Source organism: Nonomuraea sp. NPDC002799, from assembly GCF_053592075.1.
Genome location: NZ_JBSFVA010000032.1, coordinates 19,157 through 41,754 on the forward strand (window position 1 = coordinate 19,157; position 22,598 = coordinate 41,754).

26 protein-coding genes are annotated in these 22,598 nt (G+C 70.4%); 14 read left to right on the forward strand and 12 right to left on the reverse strand.

Going from position 1 to position 22,598, the window contains the following annotated elements; translation table 11 throughout:
* The first annotated feature begins 58 nt into the window (after positions 1 to 58).
* The 5 genes from ACWD0F_RS39395 (at position 59) to ACWD0F_RS39415 (ending at position 3,537) form a co-directional block, all read left to right on the forward strand.
* Positions 59 to 421 carry a response regulator transcription factor gene (locus ACWD0F_RS39395; protein WP_449885784.1) on the forward strand — a complete coding sequence of 121 codons (363 nt, stop codon included), beginning with the start codon at positions 59 to 61 and terminating at the stop codon, positions 419 to 421.
* Between the two features lie 25 nt (positions 422 to 446).
* Positions 447 to 1,073 (forward strand): HAD family hydrolase, encoded by a 627-nt coding sequence (locus tag ACWD0F_RS39400; RefSeq protein WP_449885786.1) that lies wholly within the window; start codon positions 447 to 449, stop codon positions 1,071 to 1,073.
* A 33-nt stretch (positions 1,074 to 1,106) separates the two neighbouring features.
* Positions 1,107 to 2,045, forward strand: coding sequence for a ribose-phosphate diphosphokinase (locus ACWD0F_RS39405; RefSeq protein ID WP_449885789.1), 939 nt, complete (start codon positions 1,107 to 1,109; stop codon positions 2,043 to 2,045).
* 46 nt (positions 2,046 to 2,091) lie between these two features.
* Complete coding sequence (locus ACWD0F_RS39410; protein WP_449885791.1) at positions 2,092 to 2,835, forward strand: nucleotidyltransferase domain-containing protein; 744 nt, start codon at positions 2,092 to 2,094, stop codon at positions 2,833 to 2,835.
* A gap of 63 nt (positions 2,836 to 2,898) precedes the next feature.
* Positions 2,899 to 3,537: a maleylpyruvate isomerase N-terminal domain-containing protein gene (locus tag ACWD0F_RS39415; RefSeq protein ID WP_449885793.1), complete on the forward strand. Its 639-nt coding sequence runs from the start codon at positions 2,899 to 2,901 to the stop codon at positions 3,535 to 3,537.
* A 60-nt stretch (positions 3,538 to 3,597) separates the two neighbouring features.
* Here the strand turns inward: ACWD0F_RS39415 and ACWD0F_RS39420 are convergent, their stop codons facing one another.
* Positions 3,598 to 4,164, reverse strand: a complete 567-nt coding sequence (locus ACWD0F_RS39420) for a TetR/AcrR family transcriptional regulator (RefSeq protein ID WP_449885795.1) — start codon at positions 4,162 to 4,164, stop codon at positions 3,598 to 3,600.
* Between the two features lie 59 nt (positions 4,165 to 4,223).
* Between ACWD0F_RS39420 and ACWD0F_RS39425 the strand changes: the two genes are divergently transcribed.
* A complete protein-coding gene (locus ACWD0F_RS39425; RefSeq protein WP_449885797.1) occupies positions 4,224 to 5,399 on the forward strand; it encodes an FAD-dependent monooxygenase in 1,176 nt (391 codons plus the stop codon).
* A gap of 60 nt (positions 5,400 to 5,459) precedes the next feature.
* A complete protein-coding gene (locus tag ACWD0F_RS39430; RefSeq protein WP_449885799.1) occupies positions 5,460 to 6,284 on the forward strand; it encodes an NAD(P)H-binding protein in 825 nt (274 codons plus the stop codon).
* On the opposite strand, the gene ACWD0F_RS39435 is transcribed toward ACWD0F_RS39430, so the two are convergent.
* Positions 6,245 to 7,336: an alpha/beta hydrolase family protein gene (locus ACWD0F_RS39435; protein ID WP_449885801.1), complete on the reverse strand. Its 1,092-nt coding sequence runs from the start codon at positions 7,334 to 7,336 to the stop codon at positions 6,245 to 6,247. The two genes, ACWD0F_RS39430 and ACWD0F_RS39435, sit on opposite strands and share 40 nt — an antisense overlap.
* Positions 7,337 to 7,444: 108 nt before the next feature.
* Here ACWD0F_RS39435 and ACWD0F_RS39440 point away from each other — a divergent pair, with 108 nt between their 5' ends.
* Both ACWD0F_RS39440 and ACWD0F_RS39445 read left to right on the forward strand, forming a co-directional pair.
* Complete coding sequence (locus ACWD0F_RS39440; protein WP_449885803.1) at positions 7,445 to 8,587, forward strand: sensor histidine kinase; 1,143 nt, start codon at positions 7,445 to 7,447, stop codon at positions 8,585 to 8,587.
* Positions 8,584 to 9,231, forward strand: coding sequence for a response regulator (locus ACWD0F_RS39445; RefSeq protein WP_449885805.1), 648 nt, complete (start codon positions 8,584 to 8,586; stop codon positions 9,229 to 9,231). Before ACWD0F_RS39440 ends, ACWD0F_RS39445 begins: the two co-directional genes overlap by 4 nt.
* A gap of 32 nt (positions 9,232 to 9,263) precedes the next feature.
* On the opposite strand, the gene ACWD0F_RS39450 is transcribed toward ACWD0F_RS39445, so the two are convergent.
* Genes ACWD0F_RS39450 through ACWD0F_RS39470 form a run of 5 tightly spaced genes read right to left on the reverse strand, consistent with a single transcriptional unit; the run spans position 9,264 to position 14,923 of the window.
* Positions 9,264 to 10,274 (reverse strand): ABC transporter ATP-binding protein, encoded by a 1,011-nt coding sequence (locus ACWD0F_RS39450; protein WP_449885807.1) that lies wholly within the window; start codon positions 10,272 to 10,274, stop codon positions 9,264 to 9,266.
* Positions 10,271 to 11,317 carry an ABC transporter ATP-binding protein gene (locus ACWD0F_RS39455; RefSeq protein WP_449885809.1) on the reverse strand — a complete coding sequence of 349 codons (1,047 nt, stop codon included), beginning with the start codon at positions 11,315 to 11,317 and terminating at the stop codon, positions 10,271 to 10,273. Before ACWD0F_RS39455 ends, ACWD0F_RS39450 begins: the two co-directional genes overlap by 4 nt.
* Complete coding sequence (locus tag ACWD0F_RS39460; RefSeq protein ID WP_449885811.1) at positions 11,314 to 12,195, reverse strand: ABC transporter permease; 882 nt, start codon at positions 12,193 to 12,195, stop codon at positions 11,314 to 11,316. Before ACWD0F_RS39460 ends, ACWD0F_RS39455 begins: the two co-directional genes overlap by 4 nt.
* Positions 12,192 to 13,244 (reverse strand): ABC transporter permease, encoded by a 1,053-nt coding sequence (locus tag ACWD0F_RS39465; RefSeq protein WP_449885814.1) that lies wholly within the window; start codon positions 13,242 to 13,244, stop codon positions 12,192 to 12,194. Before ACWD0F_RS39465 ends, ACWD0F_RS39460 begins: the two co-directional genes overlap by 4 nt.
* Positions 13,241 to 14,923: an ABC transporter substrate-binding protein gene (locus ACWD0F_RS39470; protein ID WP_449885816.1), complete on the reverse strand. Its 1,683-nt coding sequence runs from the start codon at positions 14,921 to 14,923 to the stop codon at positions 13,241 to 13,243. The genes ACWD0F_RS39465 and ACWD0F_RS39470 overlap by 4 nt, the downstream gene beginning before the upstream one ends.
* A 280-nt stretch (positions 14,924 to 15,203) precedes the next feature.
* Here ACWD0F_RS39470 and ACWD0F_RS39475 point away from each other — a divergent pair, with 280 nt between their 5' ends.
* Complete coding sequence (locus tag ACWD0F_RS39475) at positions 15,204 to 15,578, forward strand: ribosomal maturation YjgA family protein (RefSeq protein ID WP_449885819.1); 375 nt, start codon at positions 15,204 to 15,206, stop codon at positions 15,576 to 15,578.
* A gap of 7 nt (positions 15,579 to 15,585) precedes the next feature.
* Here ACWD0F_RS39475 and ACWD0F_RS39480 read toward each other — a convergent pair whose 3' ends face one another.
* The gene (locus tag ACWD0F_RS39480) at positions 15,586 to 15,849 is read right to left on the reverse strand and encodes a heavy-metal-associated domain-containing protein (RefSeq protein WP_449885821.1); all 264 of its coding nucleotides are present in this window, start codon (positions 15,847 to 15,849) and stop codon (positions 15,586 to 15,588) included.
* Positions 15,850 to 15,968: 119 nt separating this feature from the next.
* On the opposite strand from ACWD0F_RS39480, the gene ACWD0F_RS39485 reads away from it, so the two are divergent.
* Positions 15,969 to 16,514 carry a type 1 glutamine amidotransferase domain-containing protein gene (locus ACWD0F_RS39485; RefSeq protein ID WP_449885824.1) on the forward strand — a complete coding sequence of 182 codons (546 nt, stop codon included), beginning with the start codon at positions 15,969 to 15,971 and terminating at the stop codon, positions 16,512 to 16,514.
* A 176-nt stretch (positions 16,515 to 16,690) separates the two neighbouring features.
* Positions 16,691 to 18,223, forward strand: a complete 1,533-nt coding sequence (locus ACWD0F_RS39490) for an amino acid permease (protein ID WP_449885827.1) — start codon at positions 16,691 to 16,693, stop codon at positions 18,221 to 18,223.
* Between the two features lie 84 nt (positions 18,224 to 18,307).
* On the opposite strand, the gene lipB is transcribed toward ACWD0F_RS39490, so the two are convergent.
* Both lipB and ACWD0F_RS39500 read right to left on the reverse strand, forming a co-directional pair.
* Entirely contained in the window at positions 18,308 to 18,943 is a 636-nt protein-coding gene (gene lipB / locus ACWD0F_RS39495) for a lipoyl(octanoyl) transferase LipB (RefSeq protein ID WP_449885830.1), read from the reverse strand.
* 43 nt (positions 18,944 to 18,986) lie between these two features.
* Positions 18,987 to 19,691: a TetR/AcrR family transcriptional regulator gene (locus ACWD0F_RS39500; protein ID WP_449885832.1), complete on the reverse strand. Its 705-nt coding sequence runs from the start codon at positions 19,689 to 19,691 to the stop codon at positions 18,987 to 18,989.
* Between the two features lie 74 nt (positions 19,692 to 19,765).
* Between ACWD0F_RS39500 and ACWD0F_RS39505 the strand changes: the two genes are divergently transcribed.
* A complete protein-coding gene (locus ACWD0F_RS39505) occupies positions 19,766 to 21,166 on the forward strand; it encodes an MFS transporter (protein WP_449885835.1) in 1,401 nt (466 codons plus the stop codon).
* On the forward strand, positions 21,163 to 21,513 hold the full coding sequence (locus tag ACWD0F_RS39510) for a nuclear transport factor 2 family protein (RefSeq protein ID WP_449885838.1): 351 nt from the start codon (positions 21,163 to 21,165) through the stop codon (positions 21,511 to 21,513). Before ACWD0F_RS39505 ends, ACWD0F_RS39510 begins: the two co-directional genes overlap by 4 nt.
* Before the next feature lie 48 nt (positions 21,514 to 21,561).
* Here ACWD0F_RS39510 and ACWD0F_RS39515 read toward each other — a convergent pair whose 3' ends face one another.
* Both ACWD0F_RS39515 and ACWD0F_RS39520 read right to left on the reverse strand, forming a co-directional pair.
* Positions 21,562 to 21,753: a PspC domain-containing protein gene (locus tag ACWD0F_RS39515; RefSeq protein WP_449885841.1), complete on the reverse strand. Its 192-nt coding sequence runs from the start codon at positions 21,751 to 21,753 to the stop codon at positions 21,562 to 21,564.
* Between the two features lie 61 nt (positions 21,754 to 21,814).
* On the reverse strand, positions 21,815 to 22,321 hold the full coding sequence (locus ACWD0F_RS39520; protein ID WP_449885844.1) for an HAD domain-containing protein: 507 nt from the start codon (positions 22,319 to 22,321) through the stop codon (positions 21,815 to 21,817).
* Positions 22,322 to 22,598: the final 277 nt, after the last annotated feature.

Genomic DNA, 22,598 nt, shown 5'->3' on the forward strand with positions numbered 1-22,598 from the left:
CTCGCGGCCTGTCGGGACTACGATGTGACTTTCCTGTCAAATGGCGGGGGGTGGTTCGATGAGCCATGCGCCAGAGGCAGAAGCGGCGGCACGGCACCTGATCGACATCCTGCTCCGTGGGAGCGTTCCACCCGACGGGAGCGGGGTCCTGCTGGATCTGACGGTGGGCGAAACCCGATGTGTGATCACCTGCGACGTCGGCGCCGCCGTCACGCTGACGCCGCGCGAGGCCGAGATCGCCCGCATGGTGGGCAGGGGGTTCACGAACAAGGAGATCGCCAGGGTGCTGGAGATCAGCACCTGGACGGTGGCCACGCATCTGCGGCGGATCTTCTCCAAGCTGGAGGTCTCCACCCGGGCCGCGATGGTGGCCCGGCTCCTGGAGAACAAACCGGTCGAGGAGTCCGATCTGGCCATGTGATTGTCTGTGCCCTATGGAAGCGTGCGTGTTCGATCTCGATGGTGTGCTGGTCGACTCCGAGCCGGTGTGGGAGGAGGTGCGGCGGGCGTTCGTGGCCGAGCACGGCGGCTCGTGGCAGCCCGACACCCAGTCCAGGCTCATGGGCATGAGCACCTCCGAGTGGGCCGCCTACCTGCACGAGCTGGGGGTGCGGATGACGCCCGGCGACATCGCGCGCGGCGTGGTGGACCGGATGGCGGCGCGCTACCGCGACGGGGTGCCGCTGATGCCGGGGGCGGTGGAGACCGTGCGCCGGCTGTCGGCCCAGGTCACGCTGGGGCTGGCCAGCTCGTCCCCGCGCCGGCTGATCGACGTGGTGCTGGACGCGGCCGAGCTGAAGGAGTGTTTCGCGGCCACCGTCTCGACCGAGGAGGTCGAGCGCGGCAAGCCCGCCCCCGACGGCTATCTGGAGGCGGCCCGGCGGATGGAGGTGGACCCGCGCGACTGCGTGGCGGTGGAGGACTCCAGCAACGGGCTGCGTTCCGCGCACGCGGCGGGCATGCGCGTCATCGCCGTGCCGCACCCGCGTTACCCGCCCGCGCCGGACGCGCTCGCGCTGGCCTGGCGCGTGCTGCCCGACCTCGATGCCCTTACCCCCGAGTCGCTCTCGTAACGGCCGGGGTGCGGTGGCTAAGCTTACGGAATCGTGCGAGACATCACGGTTTTCAGTGGCAGCGCCCATCCCGAACTTGCCGAGGAGATCTGCGCCCACCTAGGCACGCCCCTGCACCCCGTCCAGGTGCACCGCTTCGCCAATGACGTGCTTGAGGTGCAGTTGCAGGCCAACTGCCGCGAGCGCGACGTGTTCCTCATCCAGCCCCTCGTCCCGCCCGTGCAAGAGCATCTGGTCGAGCTGCTGCTCATGCTCGACGCCGCCCGGGGCGCCTCCGCGGCCAGAACCACCGTCGTGATGCCGCATTACGCCTACGCCCGCAGCGACAAGAAGGACGCCCCGCGCATCTCCATCGGCGCGCGGCTGGTCGCCGACCTGATGGCGACCGCGGGCGCCAACCGGGTGCTGGCCATGACACTGCACTCGCCGCAGGTGCACGGCTTCTTCAGCGTCCCCGTCGACCACCTGCACGCGCTGCGGGAGCTGGCGACACACTTTCGCCGCTACGACCTGTCGAACACCGTCGTCGTCTCCCCCGACCTCGGCAACGCCAAGGAGGCCGCGCACTTCGCCCGCCTGCTCGGCACCGGGGTCGCGATGGGCGCCAAGCAGCGCTACAGCGACGACCGGGTGGTGATCAGCTCGGTGATCGGCGAGGTGGCCGGCCGGGACGTGATCATCCTGGACGACGAGATCGCCAAGGGCAGCACGGTCATCGAGCTGCTCGACCGGCTGCGCGAGCAGGGCGTCCGGTCCGTCCGCGTGGCCTGCACCCATGGGTTGTTCGCGGGCGGGGCGATCGAGCGTCTGAGCGAGCTGCCCGAGGTCGTGGAGATCGTCTGCACCAACACCGTGCCGCCGCCCAAGCCCAGCGACAAGCTCACGGTGTTGTCGATCGCGCCCGCCCTGGCCGAGGCCATGCGGCGGATCCACGACGGGGAGTCAGTGAGCGCGCTGTTCAGCGCACCCTGACGAAGCGGCCTTTTCTGTCGGGCCAAAATGGATCATAGTGACCATCATGCACGCAGCCACCGACCGCCTGTTGAAGCATTTCCGCCAGGGTGTCGAACCGGCCGTTCCCCTGGTGGCGCTGTGGGCCCACGGCTCGCTCGCGGCGGGCGACTACCAGCCCGGCCGGAGCGACCTCGATCTGATCGCGATCGTCGACGGGCCCATGACCATGGATCAGTGGCGGCGGCTCAAGCACCTGCACCGCGCGATCGACCTGCCGCTGGCGGACAAGCTGCACTGCTCGTACATGTCCAACCAGGAGCTGACCGACCTGTCGGCCGAGCACGTCACGTGGGCGCACGAGCACATCTTCCGCCGTCCCGTCACCGCGATCACCCGCCGCGAGCTGCAGCAGGCGGCCCTTGAGCTGTACGGGCCGCCGCCCGCCGGGCTGCTGCCGCCGGTGTCGGACACGGTGCTGACCGACTTCGTCCGGACCGACCTGCGTGACTACTGGCTGGTCAAGACACGCGGGCGGCGGCGCTGGCTGCGCGACATCTGGGTGGACCTCGGCATGGTGACCGTCGCCAGGGCCACGGTCACCCTGCGGGACGGGCGGCTGATCAGCAAGCGGGAGGCCCTCGACGTGCTGGCCGAGCTGGGGGCGCCGGAGAGGGTGGTGACGGACGTGCGGGCCCGCCGGTACGACACGCCCGCGCCGCCGCTGAGCCGGTTCAGGCGGGCCAAGCTGGCTCGCGCGTTCATCCGGTCCGCGATCAGGAAGGCGCTCGCTCACCCGGAATCCAGCTAAGCGGCAATATTTGGCGAACGGCTACTGTTGGCCCTGGTTATGCGGACAGGGGAAGGGCGGCCCATGGGGGAGATCCGGCAGGCTTATCTGGTGGCGGCGGCGTCGGCGGTGCAGCTGCTGCGCGAGCCGGCCGTGACCGGGGCGTGGGAGAAGCGGAGCGCGCTCACGGAGTTCAGCGTCGCGGGGCTGGCGGGGCACCTGGCGCATCAGCTCGTCAGGGTGCGCGACGTGCTCGTGCCCGACGGGGAGGCGCAGGAGCCGATCGAGCTGCTTGAGCACTATGCGCGCTCGCCGTGGGTGCAGGCCGGGCTCGACCACGAGAGCAACGTGAGCGTCCGGCGCGGGGGCGAGGCCGCCGCGGCCGACGGTCCCGTGGCGCTGGCGGACCGGGCCCAGGCGCTGCTCGACGCGCAGCGGGCCGCGCTGCCCGCCGAGCCGGTGGGCCGGGTCGTGCACCTGCCCTGGTCGGGCTGGTCGGTGCGGCTCGACGACTTCCTGCTCACCCGGCTGGTGGAGCTGGTCGTGCACGCCGACGATCTGGCGGCCAGCGTGGGGGTGGCCACGCCCGAGCTGCCGTCGCCGGTCATCGATCCCGTGGTAGAGCTGCTGGCCAGACTGGCCGTGCACCGCCATGGCGCGACGGCGGTCATCCGCTCGCTGAGCCGGGCCGAGCGGGCGCCCGCCACCATAAGCGCCTTCTAGCCCGCTCGCGAGGTCGTCAGCCGACGATCATCCGCGGCGCCCTGACGATCCGCGGGGTCGTCAGCCGGCGATCATCCGTAGCGCCTTGACGACCTCGCGCCCGGACAGCGCGCTGTCCGGGTCGAACAGCCACTGTGACAGGAATCCCGTCAGCAGGGCCTGATAGACCGTCCCGGTCAGCCGCGCCCGCTCCGGGTCGCTCCCCTGCTCGATCCCCTCGAACAACTCGGCCAGCCCCAGCCGCGCCTCCTTGATCCCGCCGACGAGCTGCTCGTGCACGCCGGGCAGGTGATCGATCTGCCCGAGCAGCTCGAACTGGGTGACCCACAGCGGCCGCAGCGCCGAGAACGATGCCACCACCCGATCCCACGCCGCCTCGAACCGCTCCAGCGGCGTGGCGTCCGCCCGCACGCCGGTCGCCAGGGTCGCGCCCAGCTCGTCGCCCCACTCCCGCATCGCCTCGAACAGCGTCTCGTTCATCAGCGCCTCCTTCGACCCGAAGTGGTAGCCGATGGCCGCCAAACTCACTCCGGACGCGGTGGCGATGTCACGCGCGGTGGTGCGCGTATAGCCCTTCTCGATCAGGCACCGCTTCGCCCCGGCGAGCAGATCTTCCCTGTTTCCCATGCTCCGACAGTAGCACAACTGTCCTAGACAAACGTCTCAGACAGTTGTACCTTCGCCTCATGGCGAACATCCTCATCTCCGGCGCGAGCATCGCCGGCACGGCGACGGCTTACTGGCTCCGGCGGCACGGCTACACCGTGACGGTCGTCGAGCGGGCCCCCGCGATCCGCGAGGGCGGATACAAGGTGGACTTACGCGGCGCGGCGCTCCAGGTCGTCGAGCGCATGGGCCTGCTCGACGCGGTCCGCGCCAAGAGCACCGACATGCGCGTCGCCACCCACTACGACACCAAGGGCCGGGCGGTCGCGACCATGGACGCCGACCTGTTCGGCGGGCGCACGGGCGGCGACATCGAGATCATGCGCGGCGACCTCAACGAGCTGCTGTACGACCTGACCCGCGACGACGTCGAATACCTCTTCGACGACTCCATCACCGCCATCGCCGAGGACGGCACGGTGACGTTCGAGCAGGGGCCGTCCCGCACCTTCGACCTGGTCGTCGGAGCCGACGGGGCCCACTCCAACGTCCGGCGGATCGCCTTCGGCGAGGAGCCGCGGTTCGCCCGCGACCTGGGCTACTACATCTCGATCTGCTCCGTGCCCAACACGCTCGGCCTCGACCGCGAGGAGGCCGTGCACGTGGCTCCCGGCAGGACCGCCAACGTCTACAGCACCCGCCAGGACGCCGGCGCGAAGGCCCTGTTCATCTGGTCGTCGCCGCCGCTGACCTACGACCACCGCGACCTGGCCGGGCAGAAGGAGCTGCTGGCCGGAGCCATGAAGGGGGTCGGGTGGGAGGTGCCCAAGCTGCTCGACGCCGTACGCGACGCCAAGGACTTCTACTTCGACTCGGTCAGCCAGATCCACATGGACAGCTGGTCGACCGAGCGCGTGGTGCTCGTGGGCGACGCGGCCTACTGCGCCTCGCCGGCCTCGGGTCAGGGCACGAGCCTGGCGCTCGTGGGGGCGTACGTGCTGGCGGGCGAGCTGGCCGCGGGTGGCGGGGCGGCCGGCTACGAGCGCGAGCTGCGCGCGTTCACCGCGGCCAACCAGGCGCTCGGCCCCGCGAACGTCAAGGGCATGGTGATCCCCTCACGCACCGCCCTCTGGTTCCAGCTCAAGATCATCAAGCTGCTCCCGCACCTGCCCGGCCGCGACCGGATGATCGAGAGGATCGCCGGCCCCATCCACCGCGCGGCCAACGCCATCACGCTCAAGGATTATGCGGAATAAATGGTTCCGTTCTGCTACTATAGAAGCAGAACGTTCCGTTCCCTTGAGAAAGAGGATCACATGATCACGCTCGTCACCGGTGCCACCGGGACCGTCGGCCGCCTCGTCGTCGAAGAGCTCCTCGCAGCCGGCCAGCAGGTGCGGGCTCTGACCAGAAACCCGGCCAAGGCCGTGCTCCCCGAGGGCGTGCAGGTCGTCGCGGGAGATCTCGCCGAGCCCGACTCCCTGGCCGGCGTGTTCGAGGGCGTCACCGGCGTGCACTTCATCAACTTCGCGGGCGACGACTACGCGCCCCTTCCCGACGGCGCCCGGCTGGTGGAGCTGGCCGTCAAGGCGGGCGTGCGGCGCGTCACGGTGCTCGGCGGGCGCGCGGACGGCGCGCTGGAGCAGGCGCTGGCCGCGACCGACCTGGAGTGGACGCTGCTGCACCCGGTCGAGTTCATGTCCAACACGCTGCGGTGGTGGGCCGACACGGTCCGGACGCAGGGCGTCATCAAGGAGCCGTTCGGCGACCGGGTGAGCGCGCTGGTGCACGAGCGCGACATCGCCGCCGTGGCCGCGACCGTGCTGGTCGAGGGGGGACACGGCGGCAGGACGTACACGCTGACCGGGCCCGAGGCGATCACGCTCAGGGAGAAGGTGGCGATCCTGGGGGCGGCGATCGGCAAGGACGTGGAGTTCGTGGAGCTGACCGTGGACGAGGCGCGGGCCAAGTGGCTCGCCGACGGGATGGGCGAGCAGACCGTCGAGTTCCTCATCGGCGCGCTCGGCGAGACGCCCGAGGTCGGCTACACGGTCGTCCCGACCGTCCGCGAGGTGACCGGCCGGGACGCGCGCGGCTTCGCTCAGTGGGCCGCGGAGAACGCCGACGCCTTCCGCGAGTGATCGGTGACCTCGGGATAGTCCGGCACCGGAGTCCGCACGCCCCGCAGGTGCCGGTCGAGGAACGAGGCGAGATGGTCACGGGTGACGCGCAACGCCCGTACGCCGTCGAGCTCCTGCGCGGGGAGGCCGAGCGCGGGCCGCAACACCGCATAGTCGACGAACGCGGAGTGGTCGGTCCCCGCCACCGTGATCCAGCGCTTCGCGCCGGTCATCTGGGGCCACGACTTCGGCCACGAGTCGTCGCTTCCGCCGGGCGCGTGCGACTTGGGCGCTCCGATCAGCAGGAACGGCCGGTTCAGCGCCGCCACGACCGGCTGGAAGGTGCCGTCCAGGTTGACGCCGGCCTTGATCCGCGAGTCCGCGAGCATGGCCTGGGCTGCGGCGTTCCCGCCCATCGAGTGGCCGACCATAGCGATCTTCGACCGGTCGATCACCCGGCCCCAGCGGCCCCGGATCAGCTCGTCGAGCACGAAACGCACGTCCACCACCCGGCCCGCGGCGACCTTGGCGCCGTCCTGCCCCGGCACGCACGCCAGGCAGGAGGTGGTCCGGCCGCCGGGGAACGTGGTGGCGACCGACTCGTACGTGTGCTCCACGGCCGCGACCAGGTAACCCCTGCTCGCCAGGTCCTCGGCCAGGGAGGTCAGGGTGGCGCGGGGAAAGCTGAAGCCCGGCGACATCACGACCAGGGGCAGCCGGGTGCCGCTGACCGGCGCTCCGGACCTGGCGTACGTCCTGACCTTGGTGAGCGCGTCAGGAGCGGCGTTCAGGCCCTTCAGGATCGCGGCGGACTCCTGGGGCGTCACGTACGGCGCGGGCTTCCCGCCACCCTTCTTGGCGGGATACCACAGCGAGACCATCAGCTCGCGCCGGTTCGCCTCCGGGTTCCACGGGTCGGGGCGGCCGGCGTCGACCAGGTGCAGGCTCGTCGTGCCGACAGGCTTCGGGCCGGTCGGCTCAGGCAACGTGGGGCCGGCGGCGGCCTCGGCCGGGATGACGCCGCCCCCGAGAACGATCAATGACATGGCCGTTGCGGCCAGGCTGCTACGCATGCCATCACCCTCGCGCCCCGCGGCCCGGCCCGAGATGCCCCGGTCGTCGATCGGCTTCTCCTACTTTCGTAGTGCATCCCGCCGGCCGCCCGCGCATACGCTGCGGTCATGCGGTTCGTTCTGCTCGGCGCCGGTATGTCCGCGCTCTCGCTGCTCGTGGCGCACGGCCAGGCGGGCGTGCGGTCGGATCTGCCGTTGCCCGCCCTGATCGCGATCGCCGCGACCGCGGGCGTGGCCGCCTGGAGAGCGGAACGTTCCTGGTGGCCGCTGGCCGCCGTGGGCGCGGTCACGTACGCGGGGCTGGGCATGTGGCCGCCGCTGCTCACCGCCTCCTACTTCGCGGGCCTCCAGCTGCGCCGCAAGCGCGGCGTCGCGGCCTACCTCGGCGGCTGCCTGGTGGTGTGCGGCGGCTCCGTGCTGGTGGGCGAGTTGCGCGACGAGCCGGCGATGTCCAGTCCCGGCAACGCGCTGCTGATGGCGCTGGCCGTCGTCGCCCTGCCGCTCGCGCTCGGGCTCTGGGCCCGCGCCCGGCGCGAGGCCGCCGGCGAACGGGCGGAACGGCTGGAGCGCGAGCAGGTCCTGCGGGCCGAGCAGGCCAGGGCGCAGGAGCGGGCCAGGATCGCCAGAGAGATGCACGACGTCGTCGCGCACCGGGTCTCGCTGATCGTGCTGCACGCGGGAGCGCTGGAAGTGCGGGCGGCCGACGACGAGACCGTCAGGGCCGCCGCCATGATCGGCGGGATCGGGCGGGAGGCGCTGGCCAACCTGCGCGACGTGCTCGGCGTGCTGCGCTCGCCCGGGCCGGACAGCGCGCTCCGGCCGCCGCCCACACTGGGCGACCTCGACCTGCTGCTCGACCAGTCGCGTGCTCTCGGGATCGCGGTGACCCGGCACGACGAGGGCGACGCGCGGGCGGTGGAGCCGGCTGTCGGGCGGACGGCGTACCGGGTGGTCCAGGAGGCGCTCACCAACGTGCACAAGCACGCGCGGGACGCCACCACGGACGTGCGCATCCGTTACGGGCCCGGCGAGCTGGCGGTCGAGGTGCGCAACGAGGCGCCCGGACCGCCGCACACAAAGCACTCCCGGTCGCCGCAGGCCGAGGCGCCCGGGTCCGCGCAGGTGGAGGTGCCCGGCGGGGGCTGGGGGCTGGTGGGGTTGCGGGAACGGGTGGAGCTGCTCGGCGGCACGCTGCGGACCAGCGTCCAGGACGGTGGCGGCTTCCTGGTCAGCGCCAGGATTCCGGCATGATCCGGGTGCTGATCGTGGACGACGAGGAGCTCGTACGGTCCGGGCTGCGGCTGATCCTGGAGGCGGCCGGCGACATCGTGATCGTCGGCGAGGCCCGCGACGGCGCGGAGGCCCTGTCGGCCGTGCGCCGCCTGCGGCCCGAGGTCGTGCTGATGGACGTGCGCATGCCCGTCATGGACGGCCTGGCCGCCGCCGCCCGCCTGCCGTCGTCGGAGAACGCGCCCAAGATCATCATGCTGACCACGTTCGACCTGGACGAGTACGTCCACGAGGCCCTGCGCCTGGGCGCGGTCGGCTTCCTGCTCAAGGACACCCCGCCGAGAGAGCTGGCCGCCGCCGTCCGCACGGTGGCGGGCGGCCAGGCCATGCTCTCCCCCTCGGTCACCAGACGCCTGATCGCCTCGTACGCCGACCGTGCGCCCTCCCGTGCCGCGACCGCCCGCGAACAGCTCGCCGCGCTCACCGGCCGCGAGGAGGAGGTGATCCGGGCCCTGGCCCGCGGCCTGTCCAACGCCGGCATCGGCCGCGAGCTACGCCTGGCGGAGGCCACGGTGAAAGCCCACGTCAGCAGCGTGCTGGCCAAGCTCGGCCTGGCCAACCGTGTCCAGGCCGCCATCCTGGTCCACGACGCCGACCTCGGCTAGACGGTCGCCGCGTAGTGGCCAGTTGTCTGCGCTCAGGCAGGCTGGACGGTCTCCGCGTAGTGGCAGGCCGTCTGTGCCCCAGGCACGGCGGGCAGGATGTCGAGGAGCTGTGCGCGGCACCGGCCGTCCACCCCGGCCTCGGCCGCCCGGCCCGAGGCGAGCACCTGGCAGCGGGCGTGGAAGCGGCAACCACCGGGGATCCTGGTCGGGTCGGGCGGCTCGCCGGTCAGCACCACCCGCTCGGGAGACTCGGGCAGCACCGACATCAGCGCCTGCGTGTACGGATGCCGCGGCGCGGTCAGCACCTGCTCCACCGGCCCCGACTCGACGATCCTGCCCAGGTACATCACGGCCACCCGGTCGGCGATGTTCCAGGCCAGGCCCAGGTCGTGGGTGACGACCAGCGCCGACAGGCCCAGCTCTGCCCGCAGCTTGAGCAGCAGGGCCAGGATCTCGCCTCGGACGGAGGCGTCCAGCGAGGCCACCGGCTCGTCGGCGACCAGCACCTTCGGGTCCAGCGCCAGCGCCCCGGCGATCACCACGCGCTGCCGCTGGCCGCCCGACAGCTCGTGCGGGTAGCGCAGGAAGAACCGGTCGGGGGGCCGCAGCCCCGCCCTGGACAGAGCGGCCGACACGACCTCCCGCTCGTCCGGCAGGCCGTGGATGCGCGGGCCTTCGGCGACGGCCTCGTACACCGTGTGCCTGGGGTTGAGCGAGCCCGTCGGGTCCTGCAGGACGAGCTGCACCTGCCGCCGATACGCCTTGAGCGCCTTGGAGGAGTAGTCGAGGGCGGCGCCGTCGTAGCGCACCTCGCCCGAGGTGGGACGTTCGAGGCCGAGCAGCGTGCGGGCGAGCGTGGTCTTGCCGCAACCCGACTCGCCGACCAGCGCGACGATCTCGCCCTGCCCGATGGCCAGGTTGACGCCGTCCACGGCCTTGGCCCTGCGGCCGCGCGCGGAGAACTCCACGTGCAGGTCACGGGCCTCCAGCAGGGCCGGCCGCGCCGTCGAGACGGCCTCTTCGGCGGTCTGCGTCTCGGTCATGAGGCTCCCTCCTCGACTCCGGCGTCAACCCTGACGTCCGGGCTGACGTTCGGGCTGACGTCCGGGTCGGCGTCCGGGCTGACGTCATCCCTGACGTGTACGCAGGCGGCCGTGCGGCGCTCGCCGGCCGGCCACAGGGCCACGTCGACGGTCGCGCATGCGTCCAGCGCGACCGGGCAGCGCGGATGGAACGAGCAGCCGCCGGGGAGCTGCATCGGGTCGGGCGGATCGCCCCCGAGGCCCTTCGGGGCCAGCCGCGAGAGCGGGTCGCCCACCGTCGGGAACGCCGCGGCCAGCGCCCGGCTGTAGGGGTGCCTGGCGTCGTGGAAGACCTCGCGGGACGGGCCGTGCTCGATGACGCGGCCCGCGTACATGACGGCGAGCTGGTCGCACACGTCGGCGAGCACGGACAGGTCGTGCGAGATCATGATCAGCGAGATCCCGTGCTCGGCGACCAGGTCCTTGATCAGCGTCAGGACCTGGGCCTGCACCATCACGTCGAGCGCGGTGGTCGGCTCGTCGGCGATGATCAGACGCGGCGAGCAGGCCAGCGCCATCGCGATCATCACGCGCTGCCGCTGGCCGCCCGACAACTCGTGCGGATAGCTGCGGGCCCGCCAGGCGGGCAGGCCGACCTGGTCGAGCAGCTCGGCGACACGCCTCCGGGCCGCGTCGGGCTTGGCCAGGCCGTGCACGAGCAGCGGCTCGGCGATCTGCTCGCCGATCCGGCGCACGGGGTTGAGCCCGTGCTGGGCGCCCTGGAAGATGATCGAGGCCTCGGCCCACCGCACGGCCCTGACGCGGCCCCACTTCATGGTGAGCAGGTCCTCGCCGCCGAGCAGGATCCGGCCGCCGACCCGCGCGTCCCGGGGCAGGAGCCGGAGCAGCGCCATGGCCAAGGTCGACTTGCCGGATCCTGACTCGCCGGCGACTCCGAGCGCCGCTCCGGAGTCGAGGGTCAGTGACACGCCGCGCACCGCGGGCACCTCGCCCGAGGCGATGCGGTAGGTCACCGACAGGTCATCGAGTTCGAGCAACGTCATGCGGCCCTCCTCAGGCGAGGGTTCAGCACGGTCTCCAGCGCCCGCCCGACCAGGGTGAACGCCATCACGACGGTGAGGATGGCCAGGCCGGGGATGATGATGTACCACCACGCGCCGGCGGTGGCCGCGCCGAAGTCGTAGGAGCCGCGCAGCATGGTGCCCCACGAGGTCTTGTTGGCGCTGGCGCCGAGGAAGGCCAGCGTGGACTCGGTCACGATGGCGCTGGCGACCTCCAGCGTGGTGCTGGCCAGCAGCAGCGGCGCCACGTTGGGCAGCACGTGCCGGGTGGTGATGTGCCAGTGCCCCGCGCCGAGCGCCTTGGAGCGCTCGATGTAGGGTCTGGCCTCCACCGCCAGGGTCTGCGCCCTGATCAGCCGGGCCGTCGAAGGCCACGTGGTGATCCCGATGGCCATGATGATCGTGAACGTGGTCCCGCCCAGGATGGCCGCCAGCACCAGCGCGGTGATCAGCGAGGGCAGCACCAGGAACCAGTCGGTGACCCGCATGAGCGTGCCGCCGATCCAGCCGCGGAAGTGCCCGGCGGCGATGCCGACGACCATGCCGATCACGATGCTGAGCAGCGCGGCGAGGAAGCCGATGAGCAGCGACGTGCGCGAGCCCCACCAGACCATCAGCAGCAGGGACCGGCCGGACTCGTCGGTGCCGAAAGGGAAGGCCAGGCTGGGCGCGTCGAACTTCTCCCCGGGTGCGTCGACGACGCTCGTCACGCCCTCGTCGATGAACAGGGGCGCGGCGACCGCGAGCACCACGGCGACGAGGAGCACGACCGCTCCGATGACCCCCGCCCGATGGTGGCGGAACTCCGCCCAGAAGCGGCTCAGCGCGAGCCGCCTGCGGGTCGCGGCGACACTGGTCATGCCGACCTCACCCTCGGGTCGAGCACGTGGTAGACCACGTCGGCCAGCGTGTTCATGAGGATCACCGCCACGGTGATCAGCAGGAACGTGCCCTGCATGAGCGTGAAGTCCGGCACTCTGACCGCCTCGTAGAACAACTGCCCCAGACCGGGCCAGGTGTAGATCGTCTCCACGGTGACCGCGCCGCCGACCACGAAGCCGATGCGCATGAAGACCAGCGTCACCGTGGGCAGCAGGGCGTTGGGCACCGCGTGCCGCCGGCGTACGTCGTCGTCGCGCAGGCCCTTGGCGCGCGCCACGGTGATGTAGTCCTGGCTGACCTCCTCCAGCAACGACGACCGCATGACCAGGAGGTATTGCGCGTAGACCACCGCCACCAGCGTCAGGCACGGCAGCACCATGTGCGAGGCCACGTCGAGCACGTAGGCGAACCCGTCGGGCGCGTCCACGCTCTCGATGCCGCGGAAGGGCAGGATGCCGGGGATCGGCCCGATGCCGACGCCGAACACCATCATGAGCAGCAGCCCGAGCCAGAACGTCGGCACCGACCACAACAGCAGCGACGTGCCGGTGGAGAAGCGGTCGAAACCGCTGCCGTGCCGCCAGCCGGCCCGGGTGCCCTGCCAGATGCCGAGGCTGACCGCGATGACCAGGCCCGTGCCTGCCAGCAGCAGCGTCGGGCCGATCCGCTCGCCGATCAGGTCGAGCACCGGCCGCTTGTACTCGTAGGAGGTGCCCAGGTCCAGGCGCAACGTCTTGCCGACGAAGTCGAAGAACTGCTCGATGACCGGCTTGTCCAGGCCGAGCCGATGCCGCTCCATGTTGAGCTGCGTCGGGGTCATGTTGCGGCCCTGCGCGAGGTTGCGCACGGGATCGCCCGGCAGCAGCCGGAACACGAAGAACGTGCCGACGATCACCATGGCGATGCTGAACAGCGCCCCGCCCGCCTTCGACAGCACGTAGCGCACCGTGCCGCCCCGGGCGGGGCGTTCGTCAGCGGGGCCCGCCGCCTGGACGGCGGGCTCTGCTGCTTCGAGCGGAGTTGTCATTCGCGCTCGTCGGCGACACTCTTGCGCCGCCGGGTCACGAAGAAGACCGCCAGCCCGATGACCACCACGCCGCCGACGATACCGGCGATGAGGCCGGTGTTGGAGCCGCCGTCGTCGCTCGTCCCGGCGGCGGCCACCGCCTTGACGTCAACGGTGTAGAACGGCCAGTAGCCGCTGCCGCCGTACAGGAGGCCCTTGTCCTCGGGGATCGGGGTGATGCTGGTGATCCGGTCCTTGCGGTAGCCCTCAAGGTCGTTCGGGTAGTAGATCGCGATGATCGGCGCCTCGGTGTAGAGCCGCTCCTGCATCTGCTTGATCAGCTCGGCGCGCTTGGGCCGGTCGAGCTCCTTGAGCTGGTCCTGGTAGAGCTTCTCGAAGGTGTCGTCGCAGAAGAACGACTCGGTGCCGCCGCCTTCGCCACCGGGGGCCGGCCTGCGGCTGCACAGGTGAGTGGCCATGATCTCTTCGGGGTCGGGGTTGACCGACCAGCCGCTGATCGCGATGTCGAACAGGCCGGTGACGCCGGTCTCCTCGGTGAACTTGCTGGAGTCGAGCTTGTTGGTGGTCAGCGTGACGCCGATCTCCTTGAAGAAGCCCGTCAGGTATTCGGCGAGCTTGTCCTCGATCGGGGTGTCGGTGTGGATGCTGAAGCGGAACTCCAGCTTCTTGCCGCCGTCGGGCATCGTGCGGACGCCGTCGGCGCCCTTCTTGTAGCCGGCGTCGTCGAGGATCTTGTTGGCCTTGGCCGGGTCGTAGCTGACCTTGGTGTCGCCCGAGGCCTCCCAGAAGAAGTCCTTGTACATCGGCGGCACGATCGAGCCGTCGGCGGGCTTGGCCAGGCCGTTCTGGACCTCGGCGACCAGCTTCTGCTTGTCGATGGCGTAGTGCAGCGCCTGGCGCACCTTGACGTCCTTCAGCGCCGGGTGACCGTCGCCGAGAGGCTTGTCGTCCGTGGTGGTGGCGCCGTGGTTGATCTGCAGGTACGCCGCGCGGCGGCCCTGGGTGTTCCACGCCTCGATGTTCGGGTCGTTCTGGATGGCCTCGAACTCCGGCGGGCTCAGCCGGCCGATCAGGTCGATGTCACCCTTCTTCAGACCGGCGATGGCGGCCTGCGGGTTGTCGTAGAAGATGACCTGGAGCTCGTCGATCTTGGGCTTGCCCCGCCAGTAGTTGGGGTTGGCCTGCAGCTTGACGTACTGGTCCTTCTTGTGCTCGACCGCGATGTACGGACCGTTGCCGACGGTCGGGTACTTCTCGGCGTCGTAGTTGGCCATGTCGGTGACCGACTCCCAGACATGCTTCGGCATGATCGGGACCGGGTTGTCCAGCATGGACGCCTGCGGCGACTTGAGCTTGATCGTCAGGTCCTGGCCGCTGGCCGTGACACTCTCGAAGTTCTCGACCGCCGGGCCGTTGGCCGTCTTGGCGGCCTCGTCCGTCATCATCTTGTTGAACGTCCAGGCGGCGTCGTCGGCCGTGACCGGCTTGCCGTCCGACCACTTCGCCGCGCGGATCTTGAACGTCCACGTGAGGCCGTCCTCGGACGTGGTCCACGACTCGGCCAGGTCCGGGCTGGGCTGCAGCGTCTTGGAGTCGGGCACGGTCAGGTAGCCGTACATCCAGCGGTGGATGGCCGTCGAGACCAAGCGGACCGCGAGGAACGGGTTCATCGAGTCCATCGACTGGGTCGCACCGATTCGTACGGTCTTCTTCCCCGCCGCTGGCTCTTGGGCAAGGGCGGCCGTGCTCCCCTGGCCTGCTATCAATAGCGCGACGCCCAGCGCAGCCAGGCGTGCGAACCATTTCCTCATTGTGTGCCTCACCTTCAGGCGGGGGGTTCCTGTGTAGGGAAAGGCAAACCATATGGAGACCCTGTGTCAACGAGTGACGGAAAATTGTTTCATCTTCGTTTCCTTTGGCGGTGTAAATTTTCAGTACTCTAGGCACTAACGTGAACTGATGTCCCGTATGCCCATCGCGCTGGCCGCCGCCCTCACGGTCGCGGCGGGGCTCGGCGTGCGGATCTTGTGGGACGGCCCGGTGCCGAAATACGCCGGCGACGCCCTCTACACCGTGCTGATCTACACGCTGGTGCTGCTCGTCCTGCCCAGGGTGCGGCCGTTCGCGGCGGCCGCGATGGCGGCCGGGCTGAGCTGGGCCATCGAGTTCGCCCAGCTCATGGAGATCCCGGCGGCGCTGCGCCCGGTGCTGGGCAGCACCTTCAACCCACCCGACCTGTTCTGGTACGCCGCAGGCGCGGCCCTGGCGTGGACCGCGCACTCGCTCTGGCTCAAACGCCTCCACCGGCTCGCCACCGGCACGGCGGGGACCTGAGAACGACTCAGTGACAGCCGCCCGAGCCGCAGCACGACTCACCGGCCAGCGGCAGCAGATCGACCCGCCCGGCCAGCTCGTAACCGGCCTCCACCACGGCGGCGTCGACCAGCTCGCGGTCGATCGGCGCCTGGCTCGTCACGGTCACGGCCCCCGACGCCAGATCGACCTCGACCCCGCTCACCCCCGCGACCCTGGAGACCTCCTCGGTCACGCTGCTGACGCAGTGGCCGCAGGTCATCCCCTCGACCTGATAGGTCGTGACAGTCATGACGCACTCCTCACTCTTCGATCTCCCGGGAAGCACTATACCCCCAAGGGGTAAAAAGGATTACTTCGCGACCCTCCGGAAAGAGGGGGCTGAGCAGACGACAGCCGAGGGGAGTTCTCATGCTGAACGGCGCAACGATCGCGTTCCTCGTCGCTCCGGAGGGGATCGAGCAGGTGGAGCTCACCGAGCCGTGGAAGGCGGTCAAGCAGGCCGGCGGCACACCCCGGCTGGTGTCCACCAAACCCGGTCAGGTTCAGGCGTTCCACCATCTCGACCGGGCCGACAAGTTCGCCGTGGACGACACGGTGGACGAGGTCGATCCGGGGGCCTTCGACGGGCTCGTGCTGCCCGGCGGGGTCGCCAACCCCGACTTCCTGCGTACCGCGCCGGCCGCCGTACGCTTCGCCAAGTCGTTCTTCGACGCGGGCAAACCGGTGGCCTCCATCTGCCACGCGCCCTGGACGCTGATCGAGGCGGACGTCGTACGCGGCCGGACCGTCACGTCCTGGCCCAGCCTCAGGACCGACCTGCGCAACGCGGGCGCCACCTGGGTGGACCAGGAGGTCGTGATCTGCACCGCGGGCCCCAACACGCTCGTGACCAGCCGCAAGCCGGACGACCTCCAGGCCTTCTGCCAGGCCGCCACGGACGCCTTCGGCCAGTGACACCGATCGCGTGAACCTCGGCGCGCGGCCACGCCGGGGTCGCGGCCCACCCCGCCGGATATTGGCCGGCCCGGCTGACGAGATCGAAACTCACCTGTAACGCCTTGTCCCCTGGCGGGAAATGGTCTAGACGTAGACCAAATGGAGCGTCCTCCGCGCCCCCCAGGGAGACCTCAATGAGCCATGTTGAAGAGGATTCCAGACGACTCGCCGAGCTCGGCTACAAGCAGGAGCTGTCCCGCACCTGGAGCGGTTTCTCGAACTTCGCCATCTCCTTCTCGATCATCTCCATCCTCGCCGGCTGCTTCACCACCTTCGGACAGGCGTGGAACAACGGCGGCCCCATCGCCATCTCATGGGGCTGGCCGCTGATCTCCCTGTTCATCCTGATCATCGGTTTCTGCATGTCGGAGCTGGTGTCGGCGTACCCGACGGCCGGCGGCATCTACTGGTGGGCCGCCACCATGGGCAAGCCGATCCACGGCTGGTTCACCGGCTGGCTCAACCTGATCGGCCTCATCGCCGTCACCGCGTCCGTCGACTACGGCTGCGCGACCTTCCTCAACATCACCCTCAGCCGGCTGACCAGCGGCGCCTGGGCCGGCACGCTCCCCCAGGCGTTCCTGCTGTTCGTGATCATCCTGGTGCTGCACGCCCTGATCAACATCTTCAGCCACAAACTGATCGCGCTGCTGCAGAACATCTCGGTCTGGTGGCACGTCGCGGGCGCCGCGGTCGTGGTCGCCATCCTGATCTTCGCGCCGACCGAGCACCAGTCGCTCGGGTTCGTCTTCGGCGGCACCGGCAACAACTCCGGCTTCGGCGACGGCTCCGAGGGTCTGCCCTTCTGGCTGTACGTGCTGCCGCTCGGCTTCCTGCTCACCCAGTACACGATCACCGGCTTCGACGCCTGCGCGCACGTGTCGGAGGAGACGCAGGACGCGGCCAAGAGCGCGGCGCGCGGCCTGTGGCAGTCGATCTTCTACTCGGCGATCGGCGGCTGGATCCTGCTGCTGTCGTTCCTGTTCGCCGCCACGAACGTGGACGCGATCGACAAACAGGCCGGGTTCGTCGGGGCCATCTTCGAGACCGCGCTCTCCTCCCCGCTGGCCACGGCGATCTTCGCGATCTCCACGATCGGCCAGTTCTTCTGCGGGATGAGCTGCGTGACGTCGATGTCGCGGATGACGTACGCGTTCTCGCGCGACGGCGCGATCCCCGGCTGGCGGTTGTGGTCCAAGGTCGACCGCAACCGCACCCCGGTGAACGCGATCATCGCCGGCTGTGTCGTGGCCGCGCTGATCACCGTGCCCGCCCTCTACGCGCCGGCCGGCCTGACCACGCCGGTCGCCTTCTACGCCGTCGTCTCGATCGCCGTCATCGGGCTCTACCTGGCCTTCCTCATCCCGATCTGGCTCCGGCTGCGCATGGGCGACCGCTTCGTGGCCGGCCCGTGGACGCTGGGCCGCAAGTACAAGGTGTTGTGCTGGATCGCCTGCGTCGAGATCGTGATCGTCTCGATCTACTTCATCATGCCGTTCTCGCCCGCCGGGGTGCCCGGCAGCCCGGACTTCACCTGGACGTCGGTCAACTACGCGCCGATCGCGGTCGGGGTCGTGCTGATCGGCATCGCGTTGTGGTGGACGTTGTCGGCCAGGCACTGGTTCACCGGGCCACGCCGCACCATCGACGAGACCCCGGTCTCCTGACACCGCCCGCGCGGGGTCGCCGAGCATCGGCGCCCCCGCGCGGCTCAGGCTTCGGGGTCTTCGGGGTCTTCGGGGCCCTCGGGGTCAGGACGCCTCGAAGGTGGCGGCCACGGCCGTGCGGACCTCGTCCATCGTGGCCGCCTCCAGCTCCCGCTTGAGCGAGGTCATGTCCACGTCGGGCATCCCGCACGCCACCGCCCAGTGCCAGGGCTCCAGGTCACCGTCGACGTTGAGCGCGAACCCGTGGCTGGTCACCCCCCGGCTCTGCCGCATCCCGATCGAGCTGATCTTGCGCCGGGTCTCGACGGTCCACACACCGGTGAGCAGCTCCGAGCCGGGCGGCGTGTCGCGGCGCTCGGCGGGCAGCCCCAGCTTGCCCAGCGCCTCCACCAGCCGCAGCTCCACCTCGCGGACGTAGTCGACGATGCCCTCGTCCTCGGCCAGCTTGACGATCAGGTAGCCGACGAGCTGGCCAGGACCGTGGTAGGTGAGCTGGCCGCCGCGGCCCGTCTCCAGCACGGGGATGCCCCGCGTGGGGTCGGGCAGATGGGCCATCGGCGTGCGCCGGCCGATCGTGTAGACGGACGGGTGGCTCAGCAACCAGAGCGTGTCCGGCCGCTCGTCCCGTTGGCGCTGCCCGACGAGGTCGGTCATGCGCTCCATCGCCTGGTCGTAATCAACGAGCTCATCCTGGATGAGCGTCAGCGGCCTTGCCCTCATCCTTCGAGGATAGGACGCATCCCGGACACCGGCGCACGCGGGCTCACGAGCTGGGCGGGAGGCCGAGGGAGGCGATCAGCTCGATCATCTCCTCCCGGTAGAGCCGGGCGGCGTCACCGGCCAGCCTGGGCAGATGGCCGTAGATCTCCAGGGCGACCAGGCCGTGCATGCGCCCCCACACCCGTAGCGTCAGCGCCACGGCGTCCGGCGGCAGCCCGGGGAACAGCTCCTGGATCGTCCGCGCCAGGTCGGGATCGAAGTCCGGCCACGCGTAGCCGCCCGGCTGCTGCCCGGCGTGCGGCCACGCCGCCGCGACCAGGCCGGTGAGCCCGGTGCAGGCCCGGTGCTCGGCCTGCTTGGCGGGCCCTTCGGCCGGGGCCCGGTAGCCGGGCACCGGATCGCCGTAGATCAGCCGGAAGCCCTCGGGGTTGGCCACCGCCCACTCCCGGACGGCCTGCGCCCAGGCCAGGATCCGCCCGCCCGGGTCGCTCACGGGCACGGCGTCGCGCGCCGCCTCCGCCGCGTCCACCAAAGAGGTGTAGACGCCCGCGATGAGCGTGGTCACCAGGTCGTCGCGGGTGGCGAAGTAGCTGTAGATCGCCCCGGCGGTCATGCCCATCTCGCGGGCGATGGCCCGCAGGGTGATGGCGTCGGGCCCGCCCACGGCCATGAGCTGGAGCGCGATCGCCTTGATCTCGTCGGTCGTCTGCGCCCGCAACCGGTCGCGCCTGGTCCTGGTCTCACTCACCCTTGACACTCTACAGCGTTACGCTACTGTACGCCGTGTATAAACTAAACGCCGTGTAGAAACCGGAGTTCTCTGTGGACCATCCCCGGCTCAGATTGGCGCTGCTGGCGTTCACGCAGCTCATCGTGGCCCTCGACTACAACATCGTGTATGTGGCGCTACCCGGCATCGGCACGGCGCTGGGCTTCTCCGCCCACTCCGTGCAATGGGTGGTCAGCGCCTATGCCATCGGCCTGGGCGGGCTGTTGCTGCTCGGCGGCCGGATCGTCGACAAGCTCGGCCCGCGCCGGATCTTCATGGCCGGTCTCGCGCTCTACGCCGTCGGCTCGCTGGCCGGCGGCCTGGCCACGGACGCGGGCCTGCTGATCGCCGCCCGCGCCGTCCAGGGCGTCGGAGGCGCCCTGCTCACCCCTGCCACGCTCGCGCTGATCTACCGCGGCTTCGCCGAAGGCCCCGAGCGGAACCGGGCGCTGGGCGCCTGGGGCATGGCGGGCAGCGCCGGCCTGGCCGCCGGATCCTTGCTGGGCGGCGTGCTGACCAGCTATCTCGGCTGGGAGTGGGTCTTCTTCGTGAACGTCCCGCTGGCCATCGCCGCCGCCGTCGCCGCGCCCCGGCTGCTGCCCGCCGACCCCCGCCGCGTCTCCGGCCTGGCCGGCTTCGACGTGCCGGGCGCGCTGGTGGCCACGATCGGCGCCACACTGCTGGTGCTCGGCCTGGCCGGCGGGTCCGAGGCGGGCTGGGTGAGCGTCCGCGGGGCCGGGGCGCTGGCCGCCGGCGCGGTCCTGCTCGCCCTGCTCCCGCTGATCGAGTCGCGCAACCGTGATCCGCTCATCCCGCTACGGCTGCTGCGGCAGCGCGGCCTGGCCACGACGATGGTCGTCATCGCGCTCTTCCAGGCCACGCTCGGCGGCGGCTACTACGTGCTGACCTCCTACCTGCAGCCGGTCATCGGCTACAGCGCTCTGCAGGCCGGGCTGGCGTTCCTGCCGCTTACCCTGATCTGCATGGTCGCCGCCCTGAAGGTCGCGCCGATGATGCTCGGCAGGTGGGGCGTCCGCGCCACGCTCAGCGTCTCGATGCTCGGCACCGGCGCCGGCATCGCCCTGCTCATCGCCGGCATGCCCATCGGCGGCGGCATCTGGACGCTGCTGCCCGGCAGCGCCGTCTGGGGCTTCTTCGGCGGCGTCGCCTTCGTCACCCTGTTCGCGGCGGCCGGCGCCGGCGTCGCCCCGCAGGACCAGGGCGTCGCCTCCGGCCTGGCGACCACGGCCAAGGAGGTCGGCGGCGCGATGGGCCTGGCCGTCTTCGTCGCCGTCGCCACCGCCGGCCTGCCTGCGGGCCCGGCGCCGGCTCAGGCGCTCGACGGCCTGCACGCGGCCGGCTGGGTGGCCGCGATCGTCACCGCTCTCGGAGGGCTCGTCGCCCTCGTTCTCAAGCCGGCACCACAACCGTCTCTGGAGGAAGTCGCCTCATGAACGTCAACGACCTCATCACGAAGTACCTCGCCATCTGGAACGAGCGCGACGAGGCCGCCAGGGACGTCCTCATCAAGGCCGTCCTCACGGCCGACGCGATCTACTCCGACCCCGACCACGCGGGCCTGAGCGGACACGGCGAGCTCTCCCCCGTCATCAGCCGGCTGCACCGGAACGTCGGCGACATGGTGTTCAGCCTCGGCTCGCTGATCAACGCCCACCACGACACCGCGTTGTTCACCTGGAGGCTGGGCGCGCCCGGCTCGGACACCCCCGCGGCCAGCGGTTATGACGTCGTGGAGTTCAGCGGCGGGCAGATCCGGCGGGTGACCGGATTCTTCGGCTGACAGGCCCGGGTGGGCCCGGCGGCCCACCCGGAACCGGTCAACGAGGAGTCACGCCGCGCGGTAGCCCTTCGGCTGCTCCGGGACGAGGATCCACATCGCGACGTAGACGACCCACAGCGGCCCGGGGATGAGGGACAGGAGCACCCAGAGGACCCGTACGAGGGTGGGCGGCAGTCCCATCTTCTCCGCGAGCCCGCCACACACGCCGGCCAGAATCCTGTGCTCTCGTGAGCGGTACATGTTCTCCTCCGTGTTGTTACGACCTACCTGTCAAACGGACGGCCCGGCCGCAGAACTCCCGTCAGGAACCCTGAGAAAACCCTGTAAGGGTCAGCCACTCATGTGCCATGCCCAGATGACGGCTGGTCAGTCCCTGTCTGGGATCAACATGGATGAGCAGGAAGTCGTCGAGACCCTGATGCACCCTGAGATATTCCTCGTCCTCCGCCCACACCTGGTCGTCGAACCAGACGAACGGCCGCCGCCCCGCGTAGGCCGCCACGTGCGGCGTCTTGAACATCTCGCCGTGCTCGCTCGGCGCGTCGTGGGTCATCGAGATCACGGGCAGGGCGGGCAGGCCGATCCTGGGAGCGATCCATTCGTTGGCGTGCTGCTCCCACGTGGTCGCCCAGACCAGCTCGGAGCCGGTGGCCAGGGCCAGGTCGAGCAGCCTGCGGCCGTGCCGGGGGTTGAGATGCACGGTGTAGACCTCGTCGCCGACCGTGCACCGGTAACGCCGGAAGTCGGGCGTGGCGTGTCCCATCGGGTTCAGGACGCCGTCCACGTCGATCAGTAGCAGAGGTTTCACTTACTCGCTCCCGCCCGCGGACCGTCGAGAAGCGCCGCGAGCCGATCCATGGGATAGACGATTGCATATGGGATTGCGCTTCTCAACCATGGAGAGTCTCGCGGTATGACGACTTACCAGCTGCCGACGCCGCCGAGGCGGGGCAGGTCCAGTGCGGCAGGCCGGCGCGGAACACTCCGCTCAAGCCGCCCGCCGTCCCATCGATCCCAGGAGTACCTCGGTCACCAAGCCACTACGATCCTGTAGGGTGCCTCGCCCTCGTCCCCCCGCGTTCTGA